Annotated in this window: 11 protein-coding genes; 2 read left to right on the top strand and 9 right to left on the bottom strand. The window is 48.4% G+C overall.

What is annotated here, in order from left to right:
* Positions 1–239: 239 nt before the first annotated feature.
* Positions 240–1,379 carry a hypothetical protein gene (locus IEW52_RS13660; protein WP_188630633.1) on the top strand — a complete coding sequence of 380 codons (1,140 nt, stop codon included), beginning with the start codon at positions 240–242 and terminating at the stop codon, positions 1,377–1,379.
* A 69-nt stretch (positions 1,380–1,448) separates the two neighbouring features.
* On the opposite strand, the gene IEW52_RS15960 is transcribed toward IEW52_RS13660, so the two are convergent.
* Complete coding sequence (locus IEW52_RS15960) at positions 1,449–1,631, bottom strand: DUF4172 domain-containing protein (protein ID WP_188630661.1); 183 nt, start codon at positions 1,629–1,631, stop codon at positions 1,449–1,451.
* A 164-nt stretch (positions 1,632–1,795) separates the two neighbouring features.
* On the bottom strand, positions 1,796–2,380 hold the full coding sequence (gene mobI, locus IEW52_RS13670; RefSeq protein WP_188630634.1) for a conjugative transfer protein MobI(A/C): 585 nt from the start codon (positions 2,378–2,380) through the stop codon (positions 1,796–1,798).
* Positions 2,381–3,678: 1,298 nt separating this feature from the next.
* Here mobI and IEW52_RS13675 point away from each other — a divergent pair.
* Positions 3,679–4,308: a recombinase family protein gene (locus IEW52_RS13675; protein ID WP_188630635.1), complete on the top strand. Its 630-nt coding sequence runs from the start codon at positions 3,679–3,681 to the stop codon at positions 4,306–4,308.
* Positions 4,309–4,480: 172 nt separating this feature from the next.
* Here the strand turns inward: IEW52_RS13675 and IEW52_RS13680 are convergent, their stop codons facing one another.
* The 7 genes from IEW52_RS13680 to IEW52_RS13710 all read right to left on the bottom strand — a co-directional run bounded on the left by IEW52_RS13680 (position 4,481) and on the right by IEW52_RS13710 (position 16,707).
* Positions 4,481–5,188 carry a M48 family metallopeptidase gene (locus IEW52_RS13680; protein WP_188630636.1) on the bottom strand — a complete coding sequence of 236 codons (708 nt, stop codon included), beginning with the start codon at positions 5,186–5,188 and terminating at the stop codon, positions 4,481–4,483.
* A 5-nt stretch (positions 5,189–5,193) separates the two neighbouring features.
* Entirely contained in the window at positions 5,194–8,451 is a 3,258-nt protein-coding gene (locus IEW52_RS13685) for a type I restriction endonuclease subunit R (protein ID WP_188630637.1), read from the bottom strand.
* 42 nt (positions 8,452–8,493) lie between these two features.
* Positions 8,494–9,567, bottom strand: coding sequence for a type II toxin-antitoxin system antitoxin DNA ADP-ribosyl glycohydrolase DarG (gene darG, locus IEW52_RS13690; RefSeq protein WP_188630638.1), 1,074 nt, complete (start codon positions 9,565–9,567; stop codon positions 8,494–8,496).
* A 121-nt stretch (positions 9,568–9,688) separates the two neighbouring features.
* Entirely contained in the window at positions 9,689–11,803 is a 2,115-nt protein-coding gene (locus tag IEW52_RS13695) for a DUF8451 domain-containing protein (protein ID WP_188630639.1), read from the bottom strand.
* Positions 11,803–13,080 (bottom strand): restriction endonuclease subunit S, encoded by a 1,278-nt coding sequence (locus tag IEW52_RS13700; RefSeq protein WP_188630640.1) that lies wholly within the window; start codon positions 13,078–13,080, stop codon positions 11,803–11,805. The genes IEW52_RS13695 and IEW52_RS13700 overlap by 1 nt, the downstream gene beginning before the upstream one ends.
* The gene (locus IEW52_RS13705) at positions 13,073–15,799 is read right to left on the bottom strand and encodes a type I restriction-modification system subunit M (protein WP_188630641.1); all 2,727 of its coding nucleotides are present in this window, start codon (positions 15,797–15,799) and stop codon (positions 13,073–13,075) included. Before IEW52_RS13705 ends, IEW52_RS13700 begins: the two co-directional genes overlap by 8 nt.
* Positions 15,799–16,707, bottom strand: coding sequence for a WYL domain-containing protein (locus IEW52_RS13710; RefSeq protein WP_188630642.1), 909 nt, complete (start codon positions 16,705–16,707; stop codon positions 15,799–15,801). The genes IEW52_RS13705 and IEW52_RS13710 overlap by 1 nt, the downstream gene beginning before the upstream one ends.
* Between the last annotated feature and the right edge of the window lie 27 nt (positions 16,708–16,734).

A 16,734-nucleotide genomic window follows, 5' to 3' on the forward strand; every position in this document is an offset into this window, starting at 1 on the left:
TGGCAAACTCCTGCTCAACCCAATTCGTCATGTCACTCGTCGCTACACCTGTTGTTCAGTGGCATTGATGATACTCATTCAAGGACTTATGGGTAAAGGGATGACCTAAGGGGGCTCCTTCGCCATCGAGATGGATATCAAAATATTTAAATACAAGATATTTCAAGTTTCCTGAATGTGTTTCTGTACGTGCAAGAGAGGGGTGGGATAATCCTCGGGATGATAAAGATAGAAATTTATTGAGAACCATAACAGGCCAGAAGCCTTATCTTGATAAACATTCAGTATCATCAGGGATTAGTTTTTTGGAGGGCGCAAAGTTATATTGGTGGATTCTAAAAGATGAACCCGCAGTATCTAATAATAGTGGGTATATAGAATCAGGAGGTCATGTTGCAGCTTTATATCAGAATGAATTATATGACAGAGTGACAGCTCGTGCTGGAACGGCGCAGTTACAGCTTTTTGGAATCCTTTTTGGTAGTAAGTTTGTTGTGTTATATATAGAGCCGACTAATGAAAAAGAAAACTTGACAACCAATACTGCAAGAACAACTTTATTGCTTAACGGTGAACCATTACCATGGGCCGAGTGGGCTTATGAGTTTCGTGAAAAAATGCCTTCTGAACTTGCAGATTTTGTGAAGAATAAGTCAGCAGGCACACCAGAGAGAGACCATGTTAAGTCTATAAAAGAAAGGCTAAAAGGGATTATGGATCTATATAAGGTGAGTAGATACAAGCCTTCACCCCAAGGTACCTATTTATCTGATGACTCTTCTAAAATATCTGTTGGAACACCGATAATAAAAAGAGGTTCCCCTGATAACCCACGAGAAAGTATAAGAAATGTATCAGTTATTAAAAGAATAAAAGAAGGGCGCGATGGAAGCGTAGGGAATATTTATCATCTTTTTGAGAAAAAGGGTGGGCAGTTCAGTGATAGGGTGGAAACAGACCCTTTCCCTGTTGTTAATTGGGTTTCAATAGAAGATGGCACCAGGGATGAAGGTGACATGGAAGATAAAGCAGCAAAATATCTCTCAGAGCAAAATACATTGTTAGTTAATGCTGATTTCCGCGTTTTCAAAGACATGGTTCTGAGGTTATGCAAGGAGAAAGATACAAAACAAGGGTTAAATATTGAAAGTGTCGTGGAGGATGTTGTTCACTCGTGGTTTGAACAGGCATTGATTGAAACAGTTATTGGTGTTCAGCAGCTTAAAGGCAGTAAGGAGTGGGGGGCTGATGTTTTGAAAAGAGCACTATCCGAAGAGGCATTAACGGCAACGGTCTTGCAACGGTATCATATTCATATTGCTTGCAGAAGGGAGTTAGGTGCTAAGTTAGGTCGGGCTATTAAAAATGTGGATGTGTAAATGTGTCAATAAAGCCTATCTGGAGCAAGTACTTATCGCAGGTCTTAGCTAAATGGGTGAAAAATGAACTTACGTACTCTCACCCTGACTCTGTAACAGGGTATCTAGTGCCTGTTGAACATCTTGGCGCTGGCTAGCAGTGGCTTTGCCGATCAGTACGCCAGACTTAAGGCGGACGTCCCGCAAGCGTGGTGCAACAATGGCTTCATTCCAGGTATATGAAGGCCAGTTTGGCTGCTGCCAAATCCAGATTGATCACATAAGCGCTCGCGTTTAAAGAAAAACATGAGCCGAATAAGGTGTTTAATCGGCTCATGTTGTCTCCATCTTTTCTGAAAGCTTCAACCTAAGCTTTTTATAGCAGAGAGTTTCAATTATGATTTAATTTACCTAGTGTATTTATTATGGTGCAGAAGCTATTTGTTGTTTGAAAAATGATCTTCAAAAGAAACTTTGGTTATGTTTTTTTCTCTTTCAAGTAAAGATCTTCTTACTTTGCCCACTGCCTCTGCATTTTTCCTAATGGAAGAGAATTTAGGCTCTATTAAGTCAAACATATCAATCTCCCATTGTTTAGCTTTTTTTACTATAGACTTTGGATATTGGAATGAACGCCCTCTCTTTAAATAGCTAGAGAAAATAACGCCAGATTGCTTTCTTTCAAACTTACTCCACTCTATAGATAGGCTTGGGAAGCATGCTTCTGATGTTGCTCTCAGTCTAACCCTAACACTAAGGTTTCCTCTATTGTCAGGGTTTAACTTTTTCTCTAAATGAAACTCATCAGCTAAAATTAATGCAGAAACATGCAACGCCTGTAACTCTTGGTTGAGTGCTTCAATTTGGCTCTGAATTGCTTCTCGTTGTGCTTTATACAACAACTCTTTGTTTAGATCATTGCGCTTATCCAGCGCGAGCTCACATTTTGAGTCCATGCTCAGTTTTGAGAGTCTCACTATTTTGCTTAGAGCTGTAGGTTCTACGGTGATTGCTTCTTTCATCAACTTTTCCTGTGGTTATATGCGACCTAGTTAAGATAAATAAAAAGCGTCCTAGCCATTTTATATCTAACCATCGACCCTCTATATTGCCTTTGTGGGCCACAGAGTTGGCAACCCACACAATAAGAGATAAAAACAAAAACTTTTCACCTTGTATTTTACTTAATATGTGCTTTTTTGTTGATGTCCACAATATGTGGGTTGGTGTGTAGATGTCAATGTTATATTTATAGCGCACCTTGTTTTGTTTGCGGCTAAAAACCCACATGTTGTGGGTTGTATTGTTTTTAATTTCTCTTTCTTGCTTTTGTTTTTCATTTTTACAAAGGCAAGATTTTGTTTTTTTTTGATAAATATAAATATTACATGTTCAACCCACTAATTGTGGGTGGGAGGTTGTTTTAATTGTTTACGTTAAGATATATAGCATTGACCCACTTTTTGTGGGTTGCTCCTGTTTCTTAAGGTAAGTACCTGTGTAAGAACTATTTTGGTTCATGCCGTGTGACGTATATATTGGTGTGTACTGTGTGACACATGAACTTACGTGGATGTGTACTGTGTGACACATGAACTTACGTGGATGTGTACTGTGTGACACATGAACTTACGTGGATGTGTACTGTGTGACACATGAACTTACGTGGATGTGTACTGTGTGACACATGAACTTACGTGGATGTGTACTGTGTGACACATGAATTTACGTGGATGTGTGCTGTGTGACACATTAAATTATTTGGATGTGTACTGTGTGATACATGAATTTATGTGGGTGTGTGTTGTTTGACACTTGAATATACGTAGATGTGTGTTGTATTACACAATTCGTTATCATGCAGCTAGTTAATGTATAATAATACTATGAGTAATGAATGACTTAGTTTGTTATTGAAGGTGGTGTTTTATCTGTTTGATTTCTATTGATATCATTAATATTAATCATCAAATGATACTTTTCCTATGCTCTCAATTTGTCACTTTACAACAACTTTTCTATACCACTGTTATAGCATGTCTCCAATGTCTTCTTATTATTATGGCGGCTATTACATCTTTTTAATATCATGAAGGTAATACTAAGAGGTATGTATAAAACTAGTATGTAAATTTTCTATTGTTATAGTCCGTAAATGTTTGTATTGGATGTGCTCTGTCTGGGAGTATCTATCAGAAAGGTGGTTCCTTTAGAGTGTACCTTAGTGGTACTAGCTATAAATATGTAGATACGCATTGAGGAACCACTTATAAAGAACTAGTATAGTGGAACCACTTAAAGCAGACTGTTAAGGCTTAGCATGTTTATTCGAGCTTATCTTAGGGCCTCGACCGCAGAGCAAGACGCGGAACGAGCCAAACAGCCGCTGATCTCTTTTGCGCAGGACCATGGTCACAGAATTGCATCTTTCTATGTTGAAAATGAATCAGGTGCAACTCTGGACCGGCCGGAGCTGATGCGCCTCATTGCAGATGCCGGTGAGAGGGACATTGTTCTGGTTGAACAGATTGATCGGCTTGCAAGACTAAATCAGGATGACTGGGAAAAGCTCAAGAGGAGGCTAGGAGAGAAGAAATTAGCCATCGTCTCACCAGAGTTACCTACGTCATGGGTTGCGCTTAAAGGAGGAGAGAGCTCTGAATTTACTGCGTCGATACTGCAGGCAGTTAACTGTATGTTGTTAGACATGCTGGCTGCTGTGGCCAGAAAAGATTATGAAGACCGACGTCGCCGGCAGTTACAGGGGATTGCCAAGGCTCAAGAGGAGGGCAAGTACCGGGGGCGGCCACGGGATGATAAAAAGCGGCAGCATATTGCCAAGCTACTCGCTACTGACCACAGTTATAGTGAAATCCAGGAGATTCTGAGCTGTTCACGGCATTTGATTGCTAGCGTAGCAAAAGGACTGCGACATTCTGATGTTGTATGAACATCTCGCAGCATAGTGATACTGATGATCTTCAGTATCACTGATATAAATGCTGACTGGGTACTTTCTCTTGTATCAGCTTATCAACAGGTGCGTCAGGCTTCCCTGAAAGCTTCAGTCTCAGTTATAACCAGCCACTCGATTCTTATATCCTTATGTAGCTATGACACCTTTAAATATCCAGGCTTGCGCCACGCTTACGTAGCCACTCTTTGCGCTCTCGCCAGTCGGGCATGACTTTGTCGACTTCGTTCCAGAAGGCATCGTTGTGGTTGCGGTGATGGAAGTGGCAAAGTTCGTGCACCACTATGTAATCGATGATCTTTGGTGGGGCCATCATGCACTTCCAATGGAGGTTTATAACACCATTTCGGCCATAGCTTGCCCAGCGATAGCCCATGTCCTTCACCTTGATGGCTGATACCTCAACACCTACCTTGGGTGCAAAGTAAGCAATGCGGTCGGTAAACCGTTGCTGGGCTTTATCGGCATAAAAACGCTCGAATGCGGCTTTGGCCGCTTCAGTACCGCCTAGTTCGATCACTTCACGGCTCAGACAAAACCGACCGTCTTTCAGCTTCAGTGGAGCATCCTGAGCAGAGACCAGTGCTAATCGATAAGCGCTGCCAAGATAGAGAAAGGTTTCGCCATTTACCCATTCGCGGGTAACCGCCGAGGCGTTAAGGTCTTTCCATTCGGCCAGGTTACGGTAGATCCACAGGCGCTTGCTGTCGACGAGCGCATCTACTTGCTCCGGTGTGTAGTGCACCGGTGGGCGCACCATCACCTTGCCGTCGCGTTCAATCACGATATCCGTGGTCTTGCGGGTACTGCCGGGCAGCAGCACATATTCAATATCTCTGACTTGTCTGGCTAACATGGTTACTACTCTCCTCCCATCCCATTGAGTAACTCATCATGGCGGTTCTTGGCCAGCTTCATGATTTCGACGGCGATGCGTTCTCGGTTCTGTTTTAACTCCGGGATACCGGTCAGCGTTAATGCTGTTTTTATCTCACTACGAGTGCGCTTCTGCTTATCGCTGTTGTGCCAGTAATCGATGCTGCCAATGCTGTGTTGTAGAGTTTCTACTATGGCTTCCATCAAGACTTTCATCTTGGGTTTGGTTTCAGCCGGTACTTCTCCGTTTGCAAAGGCTTCATGGGCGATGTGCTCGTAGAAGGTGGTGGCTTCCTTGCTCATTCCTTCATCGCCTTGCTGACGGCCTTCAGCGGCTACATTACGCAGCTTTTCCAGCTCTTCTGCCAGTTTTTCCCACTGATCCTGATACTGGTCGATTAGCTTTTCCACTTTTTCGGACAGGTTCTTGTAGAACGCCGGATCTTCATCGTGGTGAACAGTGCAGTGCTTGCGAATGGCATGTTCCATCTCACTGGCCTTAGCTTCTGCATTACCTGCGGCATTCTCATTGAGCTTTTCAAGAAAGTCCTCTGACAACAGTTCAACCGGCTCTACCTTGGGGTTAATACCCAGGCTGATAAGGTGCTCGTTGATCAGATCCCGCACTTTTTGGCCTGCATCACCCAAGTTTAGAGTGTCATCTTTGTAGCGCTCTTTGGTAACACGCTGAATATAACCAAAGCGCTTGGCTGGTACCCGGTAAGGCTGGCCGGAGGCATGTGGCAGTATAATGTCCAGGCTGCTCAGAAATTTCTTGAGGTAAACATCAAAGTCGGCACGCAGTCTGTCATTTTTCAATAGCTTAACGGCTTCGTGGACAACGGCCGCGTCGGTTTCAACATTGGGCAGCTTGCCCTCGACAAAATCCCGTACCTGCTTCACCTTGTTCTCTGAAAACAGGTTCAATAGCCGTTGATAGCGTTCTTGCAGCACCGGCATTTCGGAATTGATGCTTTTCAAGCCACTGGCCAGCTCCTGCTGTTCATCGGTGGCCGCATAAAGGGTTAGCGCCTCGGTCAGGTTATTGGTCAGACCGATGTAATCCACCACATAACCGCGCTTTTTACCTTTTTTAACCCGGTTGGTGCGGGCAATAGCCTGTAGCAGGGTGTGCTCACGGATCTTCTTGTCCAGGTACATCACCTGCTCTATGGGGGCATCAAAGCCAGTCAGCAGCATGTCACACACCACCAAGAAGGCGATGCCGGTGTGTGGCTTGTCCGGATCGTCGAAGGCAAAGGGTTTGCAGAAGTTGCCTACCGCATTCCAGGCCTTGGCCTGCTTGCGGGCTTCGGTAATATAGGCCGCTTCATTGGTGCCGTCGCCGGAGATGATCACGGCCGCCTTTAGAAATTTGACCTTCTTTATTAGCGCCCAATCCGGGGTTGGTTCGGACTGCAGTGCATCCACTGTTTCGGCCAGCGCCTTGTGGATAGCCTTCTGGTAGCGTATTGCCGCCAGCTTGGAGTGGCAGACCACCTGAGCCTTGAAACCGTTGGGGAATATCTGCGCCAGATAATGTTTGACCATATCCCGGGCAATAGCGTCAATGCGTTGTTCCGCTTCTAGAATGTCACCGGTGGCGCCGTATTTCTTCTTGATGGCCAGCAGCTCTTCTTCACTGCGATCCTTGAACAGGTTTTCAAACTTGCTTTCGAACACGGCCTTCTCATTAAGCGCTGCATCGGCGGTACGGCCTTCGTAGAGAATTTGTAGCGTGGTACCGTCGTTCACCGCGTCCATCAGCTTGTACTGATCAATGTATTCACCAAACCGCTTTACCGTGCGTTTTTCACCATGACGCTCGGTGATGAGTGGGGTACCGGTAAAAGCGAGGCGGGCGGCTTTGGGGAAGGCCTCGAAGATGTTCTCCCCCAGGTCCGAGCCTTGGGTGCGGTGAGCCTCGTCGATCATCAGTACGATGCGATCGGATGCATTCACTACACCAAAGGTATCCTTGCTGGGAATAGACTGGTAGGTGCCCAGGGCTTCCGCCACCGACAGCGGCAGGGCTTTATCGGCCAATTGGAATTTATGCGCCATTACCATATTGATGTCGGAGGTATCGGTGGCGAGGTCGGTACGCAACGAGCTGCGGCTATCGATCACATTGACCCGACCGCCGATCAGGGTTGCAGTCTTGCTGAGCTGCTCTTCCAGATCCACCCGGTCGTTAATCAGTACAATCTTGTAATCATGCAGATCCTTGGTTACCCGTAGCATTCGTGCCACAAATACCATGGTCAGGCTCTTGCCAGAGCCCTGTGTATGCCAGACTACGCCACTCTTTTCTTCTACAGTGGTACCACGCCGAAGTCGCTCGATGATCTTGTTGGCTGCGCGAAACTGCTGATAACGGCATACCACCTTGATACGTGGGCCACTCTCAACATCCATAAACACCGATGAGGTGCGCAGTATGCTGAGTAAGTTGGCCTTGTTGAGCATGCCGTTGATCAGCTGTTGTTGCTGGTTCATACCCTCGGCCACGCTGTCGTCTTCGGGCCACTGGGTTTTCCAGGGGTAAAAATGCTCCTCGCCTGAGGTGATGCTGCCGTAATCGGCCTCCAGGCCGCAGCTGCGGATCAGTAATAGATTGCTATAAAACAGCCGTGGTTCGCCTTCTTTAAGACCCTGCTTGGCAGTCTCTTCGCGGCGATTCATATAGCGCTGTAGCTGCTTAAAAGCTTCTTCCATTGGATTCGCGCAGGTAGGACCACCTTTCTTGCATTCCACCACAGCCAGAGGAATACCATTCACGAACAGCACGATATCGGGAATAATAAATTGCTTTACGCCGCCCGGCGTGTCGAGACGGAACTGGTTGATGGCCAGAAAGTGGTTGTTCTCGGGGTGTTCGAAGTCGATCAACCGAACTACCGGGTCTTGTTCACCGGTTTCTTCGTTCGCATCTACCTGTGCTTTGAACAGCAGCTTCTGAATCGCTTCATTGGCTTCCAGCAGTGTTTTATTGGGCTGCCGCAGGATTTGTTCCTGCAGGTCGTTAAGCTGCTTATCCGTTAACCAAGTATCGCCTTTGGTGCCGGTGTTCAGTGTCGCTACTGCTTGGCTAAACACGCTGGGCAACAGCCACTGACGAAAGTTGGCGCGCAGACTCTTGGTAGGGTCAGAGGGTATATCCTGACCCTGGTCGATGATATGCCAGCCCAGTGTTTGTAACTGCTGCAGAAAGGGTTGTTCGACTTCTGTGTATTCGCTCAAATGTTATCTCCAGCAGTATTAACTGGCCGCTTATCACGGCGCTTATAGTTGTAGGCTAACGTGTTGTAGGCGATGTAACGCCAGTTCTAACTTGGGAATATCAAATAGCTTGAGTTTGCGCTCGGCCCAGCGTCTGCCTGCAGGCCACCTATGTATTCCATTTATCACTGACTTAGCGTTGGCGGCAACGTGCTCCTGAGTGACCAACCAGTCTACGGTAGAGAGCAGCTCCATGCCAAAAGGGGACTCGAATCCATCGATTAGTTCGGCGGTTTTTTCCAATGCGGGCAGGTAGGTTGTTGCCTCTGTGTTCAGGTACAGAGCCACCTGGTCGCGTTTGGCATCGTTAAACCAGATCACGTCCCATGGGTCACAATCGCTGATGCGTTTTTCGCTTTTCAGGTAGCTACCATCCAGTCCGTCCAGCAAGTGGCGCAGCCGGTCTGCATAGGGACCGTAGTTGTTGGCTACAAACTTGAGCTTCAGCGGATTATCCAATCCCTGAGCTTCAATGGCTCGCTCCAGAAACCAGGCCAGCTTCTGAATTTCCAGCAGGCTGCATTCCATACCCAGTACCCAGTAACGGCGTACCAGCTCGGCGATTAGAGCACGAGCCGGCGTGAGCGTCTCTACGCCCTTGGATTTGGCCACATTCTGGTATTTGGCCGAGGGTTCATAGATAACAATCTCCACCCCTTGCAGATCACCCAACATCTGCTCGATATGCGGTTTTACCTCGGCCCAGTTCAGACCGCCATTACCTGCACCCAGCGGGGGGATGGCAATGGATCGCACCTGGTTGTGTTCGATAAAGCGGCGCAGGTCGGCAAGGCCGTCGATAATCCATTGCAGCTGGGATTTGGCACGCCAATACTGCTTGGTGGGGAAGTTGACGATCCATCTGGGGCCCATTAGCTCGCCGGTGTTGGTCACGAACATCTTGCCGGTCTGTACTTCTTTGGCTTTACAGGCGCTGGCGTAGGCCGCCATGTTTGCGGGAAAGCGCTCTTTGAACATCAGCGCTATGCCTTTGCCCATCACCCCCACGGTGTTAACCGTGTTTACCAGGGCATCAACGTCGGCGTCTAACAGGTTGCCTTGTGTATAAGTGATCATGGCTACCTCCTAAAAGTACCAAGCGGGCAAACAATGGATATCCAGTTTAACAGCCCGCTTATCGGTCCGTGCCTGTAATGTTTGTAACTGTTGCAGAAAGAGTTGTTCGACTTCCGTGTATTCAGGCACTGAATAGCTTCTCGTCATCGGCTGATAGTGGCTTATCGCTTTTCATATATGCCTGCTTGGGGTGAGTCGGATTTTGAGGAAATGCAAGAAGTAGGTAGCCCTTGCGCACCAAGGGGGTCAAATACTGCTGCCGTAAACTGTCCGAATCTCGGTTGACCAATAGTGCAAGGCAAGACCGAGTGACATAGTGACCATCACATAAAGTCAACAGAATTTGTCGCATCAATCCAGTCTTAACACGTTGTTTTAGCTGTGGAGCGATGGCTTGCTCCTGTAACTTGCGAAGCAAATCGGGCTCTAATTTTTGCAAATCATGCACAACCGGGGCGGGTAAGTGATTTGAGAGCAGCCGGCCCAAATTGTCTAAGGCGTTCTGCTCGTTATCATCGGAGCTTTCACCGTTATCATCGGAGCTTTCACCGTTATCATCGGAGCTTTCACCGTTATCATTGGAGCTCACGCCGTTATCATTGGAGCTCACGCCGTTATCATCGGAGCTCACGCCGTTATTATTGGAGCTCACGCCGTTATCATCGGAGTTTATCTTTAACAATCCGATGCCGCCGAAAACCAGCTCAGGAGTCGGTAGGTTTTGCCCTGGAATAAAATACACGGCTCCTCGTCCCTGACCGGAAATTTCTAGCAACCCCTTTTGTACCAAGTCTCGTAATGCCAGCGTAATATCGTGGGAATGATCTGGGCAGATCTCAACAATCCGCTTATGCGATACCACTTGTTCTGTTGCCGCCGCTGCCATGATCTGGCGCTCTAACAAAGGCAAGCGGGTAAAGCGGTCACTAAACATGTTTTCTAGCTGCTCCAGAATACCTGCCGGCATCAGTTCCAGCATGCGCAACTCTAGAAGTGTCTGGGCTGGCTCATCAATCTCTCGAAGAGCCGGGGTTCGCCAGTGACGCCAGTTCCAACCGCTGTAAATTTTAGGGACCCCCGAACCTGCTCGCTCGCCTATACCAATCATCAGAAACATCTGGTGAATAATACGGTTGCGGCAGTCTGAAATACCGCCTTGCACGGCTTGCTCAAGCGGAATACGCATGGTACCCGGATTGCGAAAACCCATCATATCGGGGCGCTTAACCACCAGCACAGATACACGTTCGGTATAGTCCGCATGCACAATCGTGTTTACTAAGGCTTCGCGAATCGCCTCGTGCACGGGGGTGTCATCTTGACGCTGGCCCTGATTCAACTTAAATGGGATTTTTAGTGATTCGGGGTTCGTTAACTTACCGTAAGTAATACGATAGAAATCAAACAGATTTCCAGACCAGCTACCGTCCGGATACACTCTGTCTACCCAACGATTTTCCGTTTTAGCCTCGGGGCGTTCTTGATAATCCACGAAGTAATAAGGAGCCGCTTCTTGAATGGCTTCCCAGGTGCCAAACATCAGTACCCCCGCCAGAGTTAGCCCTTCTTGACCGCTTTCGCGGTCTTTGCGCCATCCTCGGAGTTTAAGTAGCAAGCCCTGATCATCTTCTGACAGAAATGGATGGCCGGCACCTTTGGCATCACGCAACATCTGGCGGAAAATCGACAAACTGCGTTTATCGATATCCACCATACTAAAGCCTTTAAGAATACGGCTGTCGCGCTCATCTTCAACTTGCTCGGCCTGCATGCGTCGTACTGTTTCGGCAGAGCAGCGACGATCTCCTTCGTGTAGGCGGCGATAAGTTCCGCGCATGGGGTTTTCACCCACATACACCGGTTTATCATAGCGGGAGGCAGGGCGAATTTGGACTTTGATGATCTTCTTACCATCAACCTCCAGTATCTCTACATCGGAGTCGTCTACCTGATTACGGCTAATTTTCTGTGGATTATTGAGGATATTGAATAGCTCGGTAAGCAGCCGCTCTGGCTCGGCAATACCGGACACCCGAAATTGGCCAATGGGCTCTTCTTCAATGCCCAACAAAATCGTCCCGCCACGGGTATTAGCAAAGGCACTAACGGTGGGCCAAAAATCCTTTGGGATCTCTCCCTTACCATTGCGACCAGCGGCTTTTTTACACTCTAACTCGCAGGATTCTGCTAAATCCAGCAGCCAGTTGGGCGTTGTCGTCAGCTTCACAGTCGGCATCAGCTCACCTCCGTGGTTGCGGTAGAGACAGTGACCTTGCCGGTGAGCAGGTCGTGCATCAGGCCGGATTTTTGTTTTTGTAGCTTTGCAAGAAGCTCTTCGTTGTGAACAATATTGGCATCTGCACTTTTTATAACCTCTGCAAAGCGATCTTGCTCATGACTGGTAGGAACACCACAACTGAACCCTGAAAACTCTATTCTGTTAATTTTAGGGAACCCACTTCGCATTGAGACAGTCTCCGCATATCGAGAAAATCGATCACCTAAAATCATTCCAAAAATATAAAAAGGGTTATTCCCACCTTTGACATGTAGCGGATACATGTCTGCACTACAAATACCATCGAAGTCAGCCAAGATAGCTTTGCGTAGGTATGGACGTATCTTGCTGTACACAATGTCTCCGCATTTGAATGTATACTTCCCGCTGATAGCGTTTTGTTCTCTTGCTGTCTCTTTGAGCAGTAACCGGCCTGTTCCTTTTTCAATGTGATCTGGTGCCACAAGAGTCATATCAATATAGGGCTGAACTAAAGGACTAACTTGGCCAGTTGGGAACTTAATCAGATCTAGAATGTTTCTAACCTCCCACGCCTTCGGAATCCAGCCAATGGGGGTTTCCTGGTACAGTTCCGGGGCCTGTTCGCGGGAGGGGCGCAGCTTGCCGTCGGCATCGATACCACGGGTGAAGAGATCCTGCATTAAACCGGCTTTGATCTGTTGATACTTGCCGAGCAGGGCTTCTGTTTTTTCGATGGCCAGATCGATGGTTTGCAGGATACGGGCGATTTTTTGTTGGTGTCTTAGAGGCGGAAGCCCAATTCTGACGCTGGCGATGGCACCATTTGATAAACCGTATCTAGTTGAACCAGCAGCATACCTTGAGAAATAACGAACAGTCTCATGCTGAGCCAATTGCTTACTCAAAAACTTAGAATTCACTGCAGCTTGGTTTGGCTTAATCAGCGCAAGGTGATATCCGCACACTAAATTGTCCATAGCTTCGACTACTACAGATGGGATACCGATATCATAAGGAGTCTCGGAGTCCTTGGTGATGATTACATCACCGTCTTGAACTTTAAACTTTTCGATCTCAACTACATTCGCGGTAGCTTCCATGAAGTCTAAGTTACGAGTGATGTACTCATTGCTGTAGACGTCCATGTAGTTACAAAGCAAGACTGACTTTTCACCCGGCAGGGACTTCTTATCAACGTTACTTATCCTGATATCAGCAATGTCAGAGAGGGCTACGTATTGCCAATTACTCATATCCCAACTCCACCAAAAATGCCTTCAGCTGTTGTGAGGCAGTATCTCGCTCCATTTCGATCTGTTTGGCAGTGACCGCGTACTTGGCCCATAGGTTCTCGACGGCCTTGATGCAGGCCCGCTGTTCGGTGCGCAGATAGCTTTGATAGAGGGCCGACAGTAGTGCTTTCAATCTAGCGATAATTACGGTGCGGGCTTCATCCACTGAGATCTTGTTGCGGGCGCTGGCGACCAGGTCGTCCCGTTTAGTCTCGATGCTTTTGAGGGTGGCCCTCAGCTCCTTGACCTCATCCTCCAGCGCCTTGTGGCGAGTTAGGTTGATGTCGACGCGTTGGGCGGTGTTATAGGCATGCTGAGCCTGTTCTACTGCTCCCTTGAGTGGCGCTATCCAGTCGCTCTCCAGACCCTGTTGTATAGCCAGTTCGACGATGCGCAGACCATTACCAAACTCGGTATCCTTGGTGGTTAACCCTTCGGAACAGTAGTAACCTTTCTTGCTGCCTTTAGGCAGCTGGCCGGCGACATTCAGCTCGGTGTAAAGGTTGCTGGCCAAGTTTTTAATGATCTTCAGTTGAGCCTTCCACTCGGCATTAACGGCTTTGAGCTCATCTCTCTTGCTCTTGACCTCATCATTGGGCAACACGCCGGTGTCGTCGTCGTCTTCAAAGTCTTCCTCATTAGCGGCAGTAAACAGCGCCTGCAACTCGGCCAGCCGGTTTTGGGTCTGCTCTTGTTCCTTTAGTACTTCCGGGAACTGGCTTTGCAGGATTTCGTCGTCCGGGATCAGTTCTGGTCCCCAGCCGCTGGCGGCGATGGACTTGAAGTCGGATTTAAGCTGGTCCACATAACCGGCAAAGGCACCACGTACCTGAAAGGGGGTCAGTAGGCTTTGTTCGGCCAGGGCCTGCTCGATGCTGCGCAGCAGCTGACTGCGCATTACATACACGTTGCGGGGGCGGGCATGCTGGTTGTCGGCATCCGGAGCCAGAGCTTCTACGATGGGCAGGTTGGCTTCCCACCAGGCTTCCAGTAAGTCCAGGATGATCTGGTTGGCGGTCTGCACGCCCTTGTGTTCATTGATAAAGCCGGCAATTTCCCGCTTGCTTTCAATGTTGAGTGAAAAATCCATGTAGGTCTGGTCTCTCGGTACAAAGAGATCGGTTTTCAGACCGGCGTAGTTTTCCCAGTAATGGCTCAGGCTGTCGATCTCTGCAATGGGCACGCCACCATGAAGATGCGCGCGCACATCGTGGGGCTCTGCTGGTGGTGCATTATCTACATAACGGCGGATATTGCAGTTGTAGTCCTCAGCTTTAATTTCGGCAATCGGAACCGGGCGGGCATACGCGGGAACTTCTTGGCCCTGACGGTAGGTGTTGATGATCTTGTCGATATCTTCCGGCCGCAGGTGGTTCTGGGCCTTGCCTTCGCGGTATTCCCGGTCGGCGTTGATAAACAGCACCGTATTGCGCTGAGCGGCGTTTTCCTTGTTCAGTACAAAGATACAAGCCGGAATACCGGTGCCATAGAACAGGTTGCCGGGCAAGCCGATCACCGCCTCCAGATAGCCGTGCTCAATAAAGTGCTTACGTGCCTCTTTTTCTTCACCGCCACGGAATAGCACCCCATGGGGTAGTACAGTAGCCAGGCGACCGTTATGTTTGAGCACCGACAGCATGTGCTGGACAAACATTAGGTCTGCTTTCTTGCCTTTCTCCGGCATCATCACCGAAAAACGTCCGGGGAATTTCAGATCTTTCTTGATGTAGTTCTGGCTGAACGGTGGATTAGCCACCACGCGATCGAAGCGTTTGAGTTCGTTGTCTTCACCCAGGTGCTGCGGCTCGCGCAGAGTATCTTCCTGGCGGATATCGGCATGTGAGATACCGTGCAGCAGCATGTTCATCTTGCAGATGGACCAGGTGGTGCCGATCTTTTCCTGACCATAGAGGGCCAGCTCGGAGGCATCACCGCCTTTTTCACGCAGAAAGTCGCGCATCTGGATCAGCATGCCGCCCGAGCCGACCGTTGGGTCGTAGACGCTCATGCCTTCTTCCGGGTCACAAATCTCGGCACACAGCCGCACCACTTCCCAAGGGGTATAGAACTCACCTGCCTTCTTGCCTGCTGAGTCGGCAAAGAACTTGATCAGCCACTCGTAGGCGGCACCCAGCAGATCCGGAAATTCGAAGTCTTCATCACGCAGGGGGATTTTTTCGAAATTCTGGATAAAGTCGGCTAACGTGTCGTCATCCAGCGTGCGCTGGCCAATCTTGCGGTTGAAGTTGATGCCAGTGAGCACGTCTTGCAGCGCCTCCGAGTTAGCATCTTCAATGGCCGCCAAGGCTTTATTTAGTGCTGTGCCTACGTTTTCTTTAGTATGTTTAAGCGCGGGGCGATGAATAACTTTCTGGATGCCATCTTTTACTTCAATTTCTTCCCAAGACTCATTCCAGCGAGCACGTGGTGGTACATAGAAGTACTTTCCAGAGTAGTGATCAGGGTCATTAAGCTCGATAACGATGTCTTCTTCAGACATACCTTGTGCTTCAAACTGATCACGTAGCTCTTCACGACGTTGATCAAACAGGTCACTGGCACGCTTCAGAAACAGCATGCCAAAGATGTATTCCTTATACTCGCTGGCGTCCATGCTGCCGCGTAGATCATCACAGGCGCGTAACAGCAGGCCTTCTAATTGGGATAGTGTCAGTTTCATTAATGGTTCCGTAATAGTTGAGCGGTGGCTTGTGCTGATGCTGTCTTTTCCGAAGATGTCTTGGCACTTGGTGTGAAACCCGGTGCGAGTGACGCATTGGCACAAGCTTCTAAAATTTTGTGATTGCGTAGCCACAGATGGTGTTCATCGGCTGACAAATGGTGATCTTGGCTGCAATCTACATTCCAATGACGCAGTAGATAGCCAGCTCTGGCGGCACAGATGTTTATCCGGCGGATAGGCTGATTGTTCTCTCTTAACATCCCAAAATCCAGAGCTATGGCTTCTGGGTGCTGGAGATTGGGGTGGGGCACAAGCTCTAGGGAGAGCATATGGTTCCATTCTGTGTCTGCTAGCTGCTGTTCATGAGGCTCAACTGGTGTCTCATTCAAACAAACTTCAGTCACTCTTGTGCAAACAAAATCGCGAAACTGCTTGCGACTACGGCAGTAGCCCCGGATATGCCAGCGCTGACCGTTATTGACGATGACGTGAGGGATTATGACCCGCTCATTGCTTCCCGAACTCAGCGATAGATAGGTTAGCTGTACTGCCTGTCTTTGGCTTATGGCTCTGCTTAGTGTGGCCAGAACCACTTGTGGCGGAGCAACTAGGTCAGGGGCATCTTCACAGAGGCTGGGTCTGGGGTGATCTACCGTCAACCCACCACCAAAGCCGTGGGCTAGGGTACTCAAAACTGCTCGGCTGTCATGAACGAACAAAGCTTGGAAGGTGTCTTTTCGGTAGTAACGTTTGTCTTCGTGGCGTAACACCAAGTTGTTGGATGCCAGCTCGCGGTAGAGGGTGAAATCCCGAGTACCGGAGGCCACCGCGGTGCCGAAGTTATTCATCAGCTCGCCACGGCCTACAGAGCCATAGTATTGCAGGCAGAAGTCGATGAATGCCAAGCGCTCGCACTGAGCGTGGCTGTAATG

The sequence above is a fragment of the Oceanisphaera marina genome, from assembly GCF_014643915.1.
Classification (GTDB): Bacteria; Pseudomonadota; Gammaproteobacteria; order Enterobacterales; family Aeromonadaceae; genus Oceanimonas; species Oceanimonas marina.

Coding starts and splice junctions, on each gene's coding strand:
- IEW52_RS13695 (WP_188630639.1), bottom strand. CDS start 11,803: ATGCCGACTGTGAAGCTGACGACAACGCCCAACTGGCTGCTGGATTTA.
- darG (WP_188630638.1), bottom strand. CDS start 9,567: ATGATCACTTATACACAAGGCAACCTGTTAGACGCCGACGTTGATGCC.
- IEW52_RS13680 (WP_188630636.1), bottom strand. CDS start 5,188: ATGTTAGCCAGACAAGTCAGAGATATTGAATATGTGCTGCTGCCCGGC.
- IEW52_RS13705 (WP_188630641.1), bottom strand. CDS start 15,799: ATGAAACTGACACTATCCCAATTAGAAGGCCTGCTGTTACGCGCCTGT.
- IEW52_RS13700 (WP_188630640.1), bottom strand. CDS start 13,080: ATGAGTAATTGGCAATACGTAGCCCTCTCTGACATTGCTGATATCAGG.
- IEW52_RS13675 (WP_188630635.1), top strand. CDS start 3,679: ATGTTTATTCGAGCTTATCTTAGGGCCTCGACCGCAGAGCAAGACGCG.
- mobI (WP_188630634.1), bottom strand. CDS start 2,380: ATGAAAGAAGCAATCACCGTAGAACCTACAGCTCTAAGCAAAATAGTG.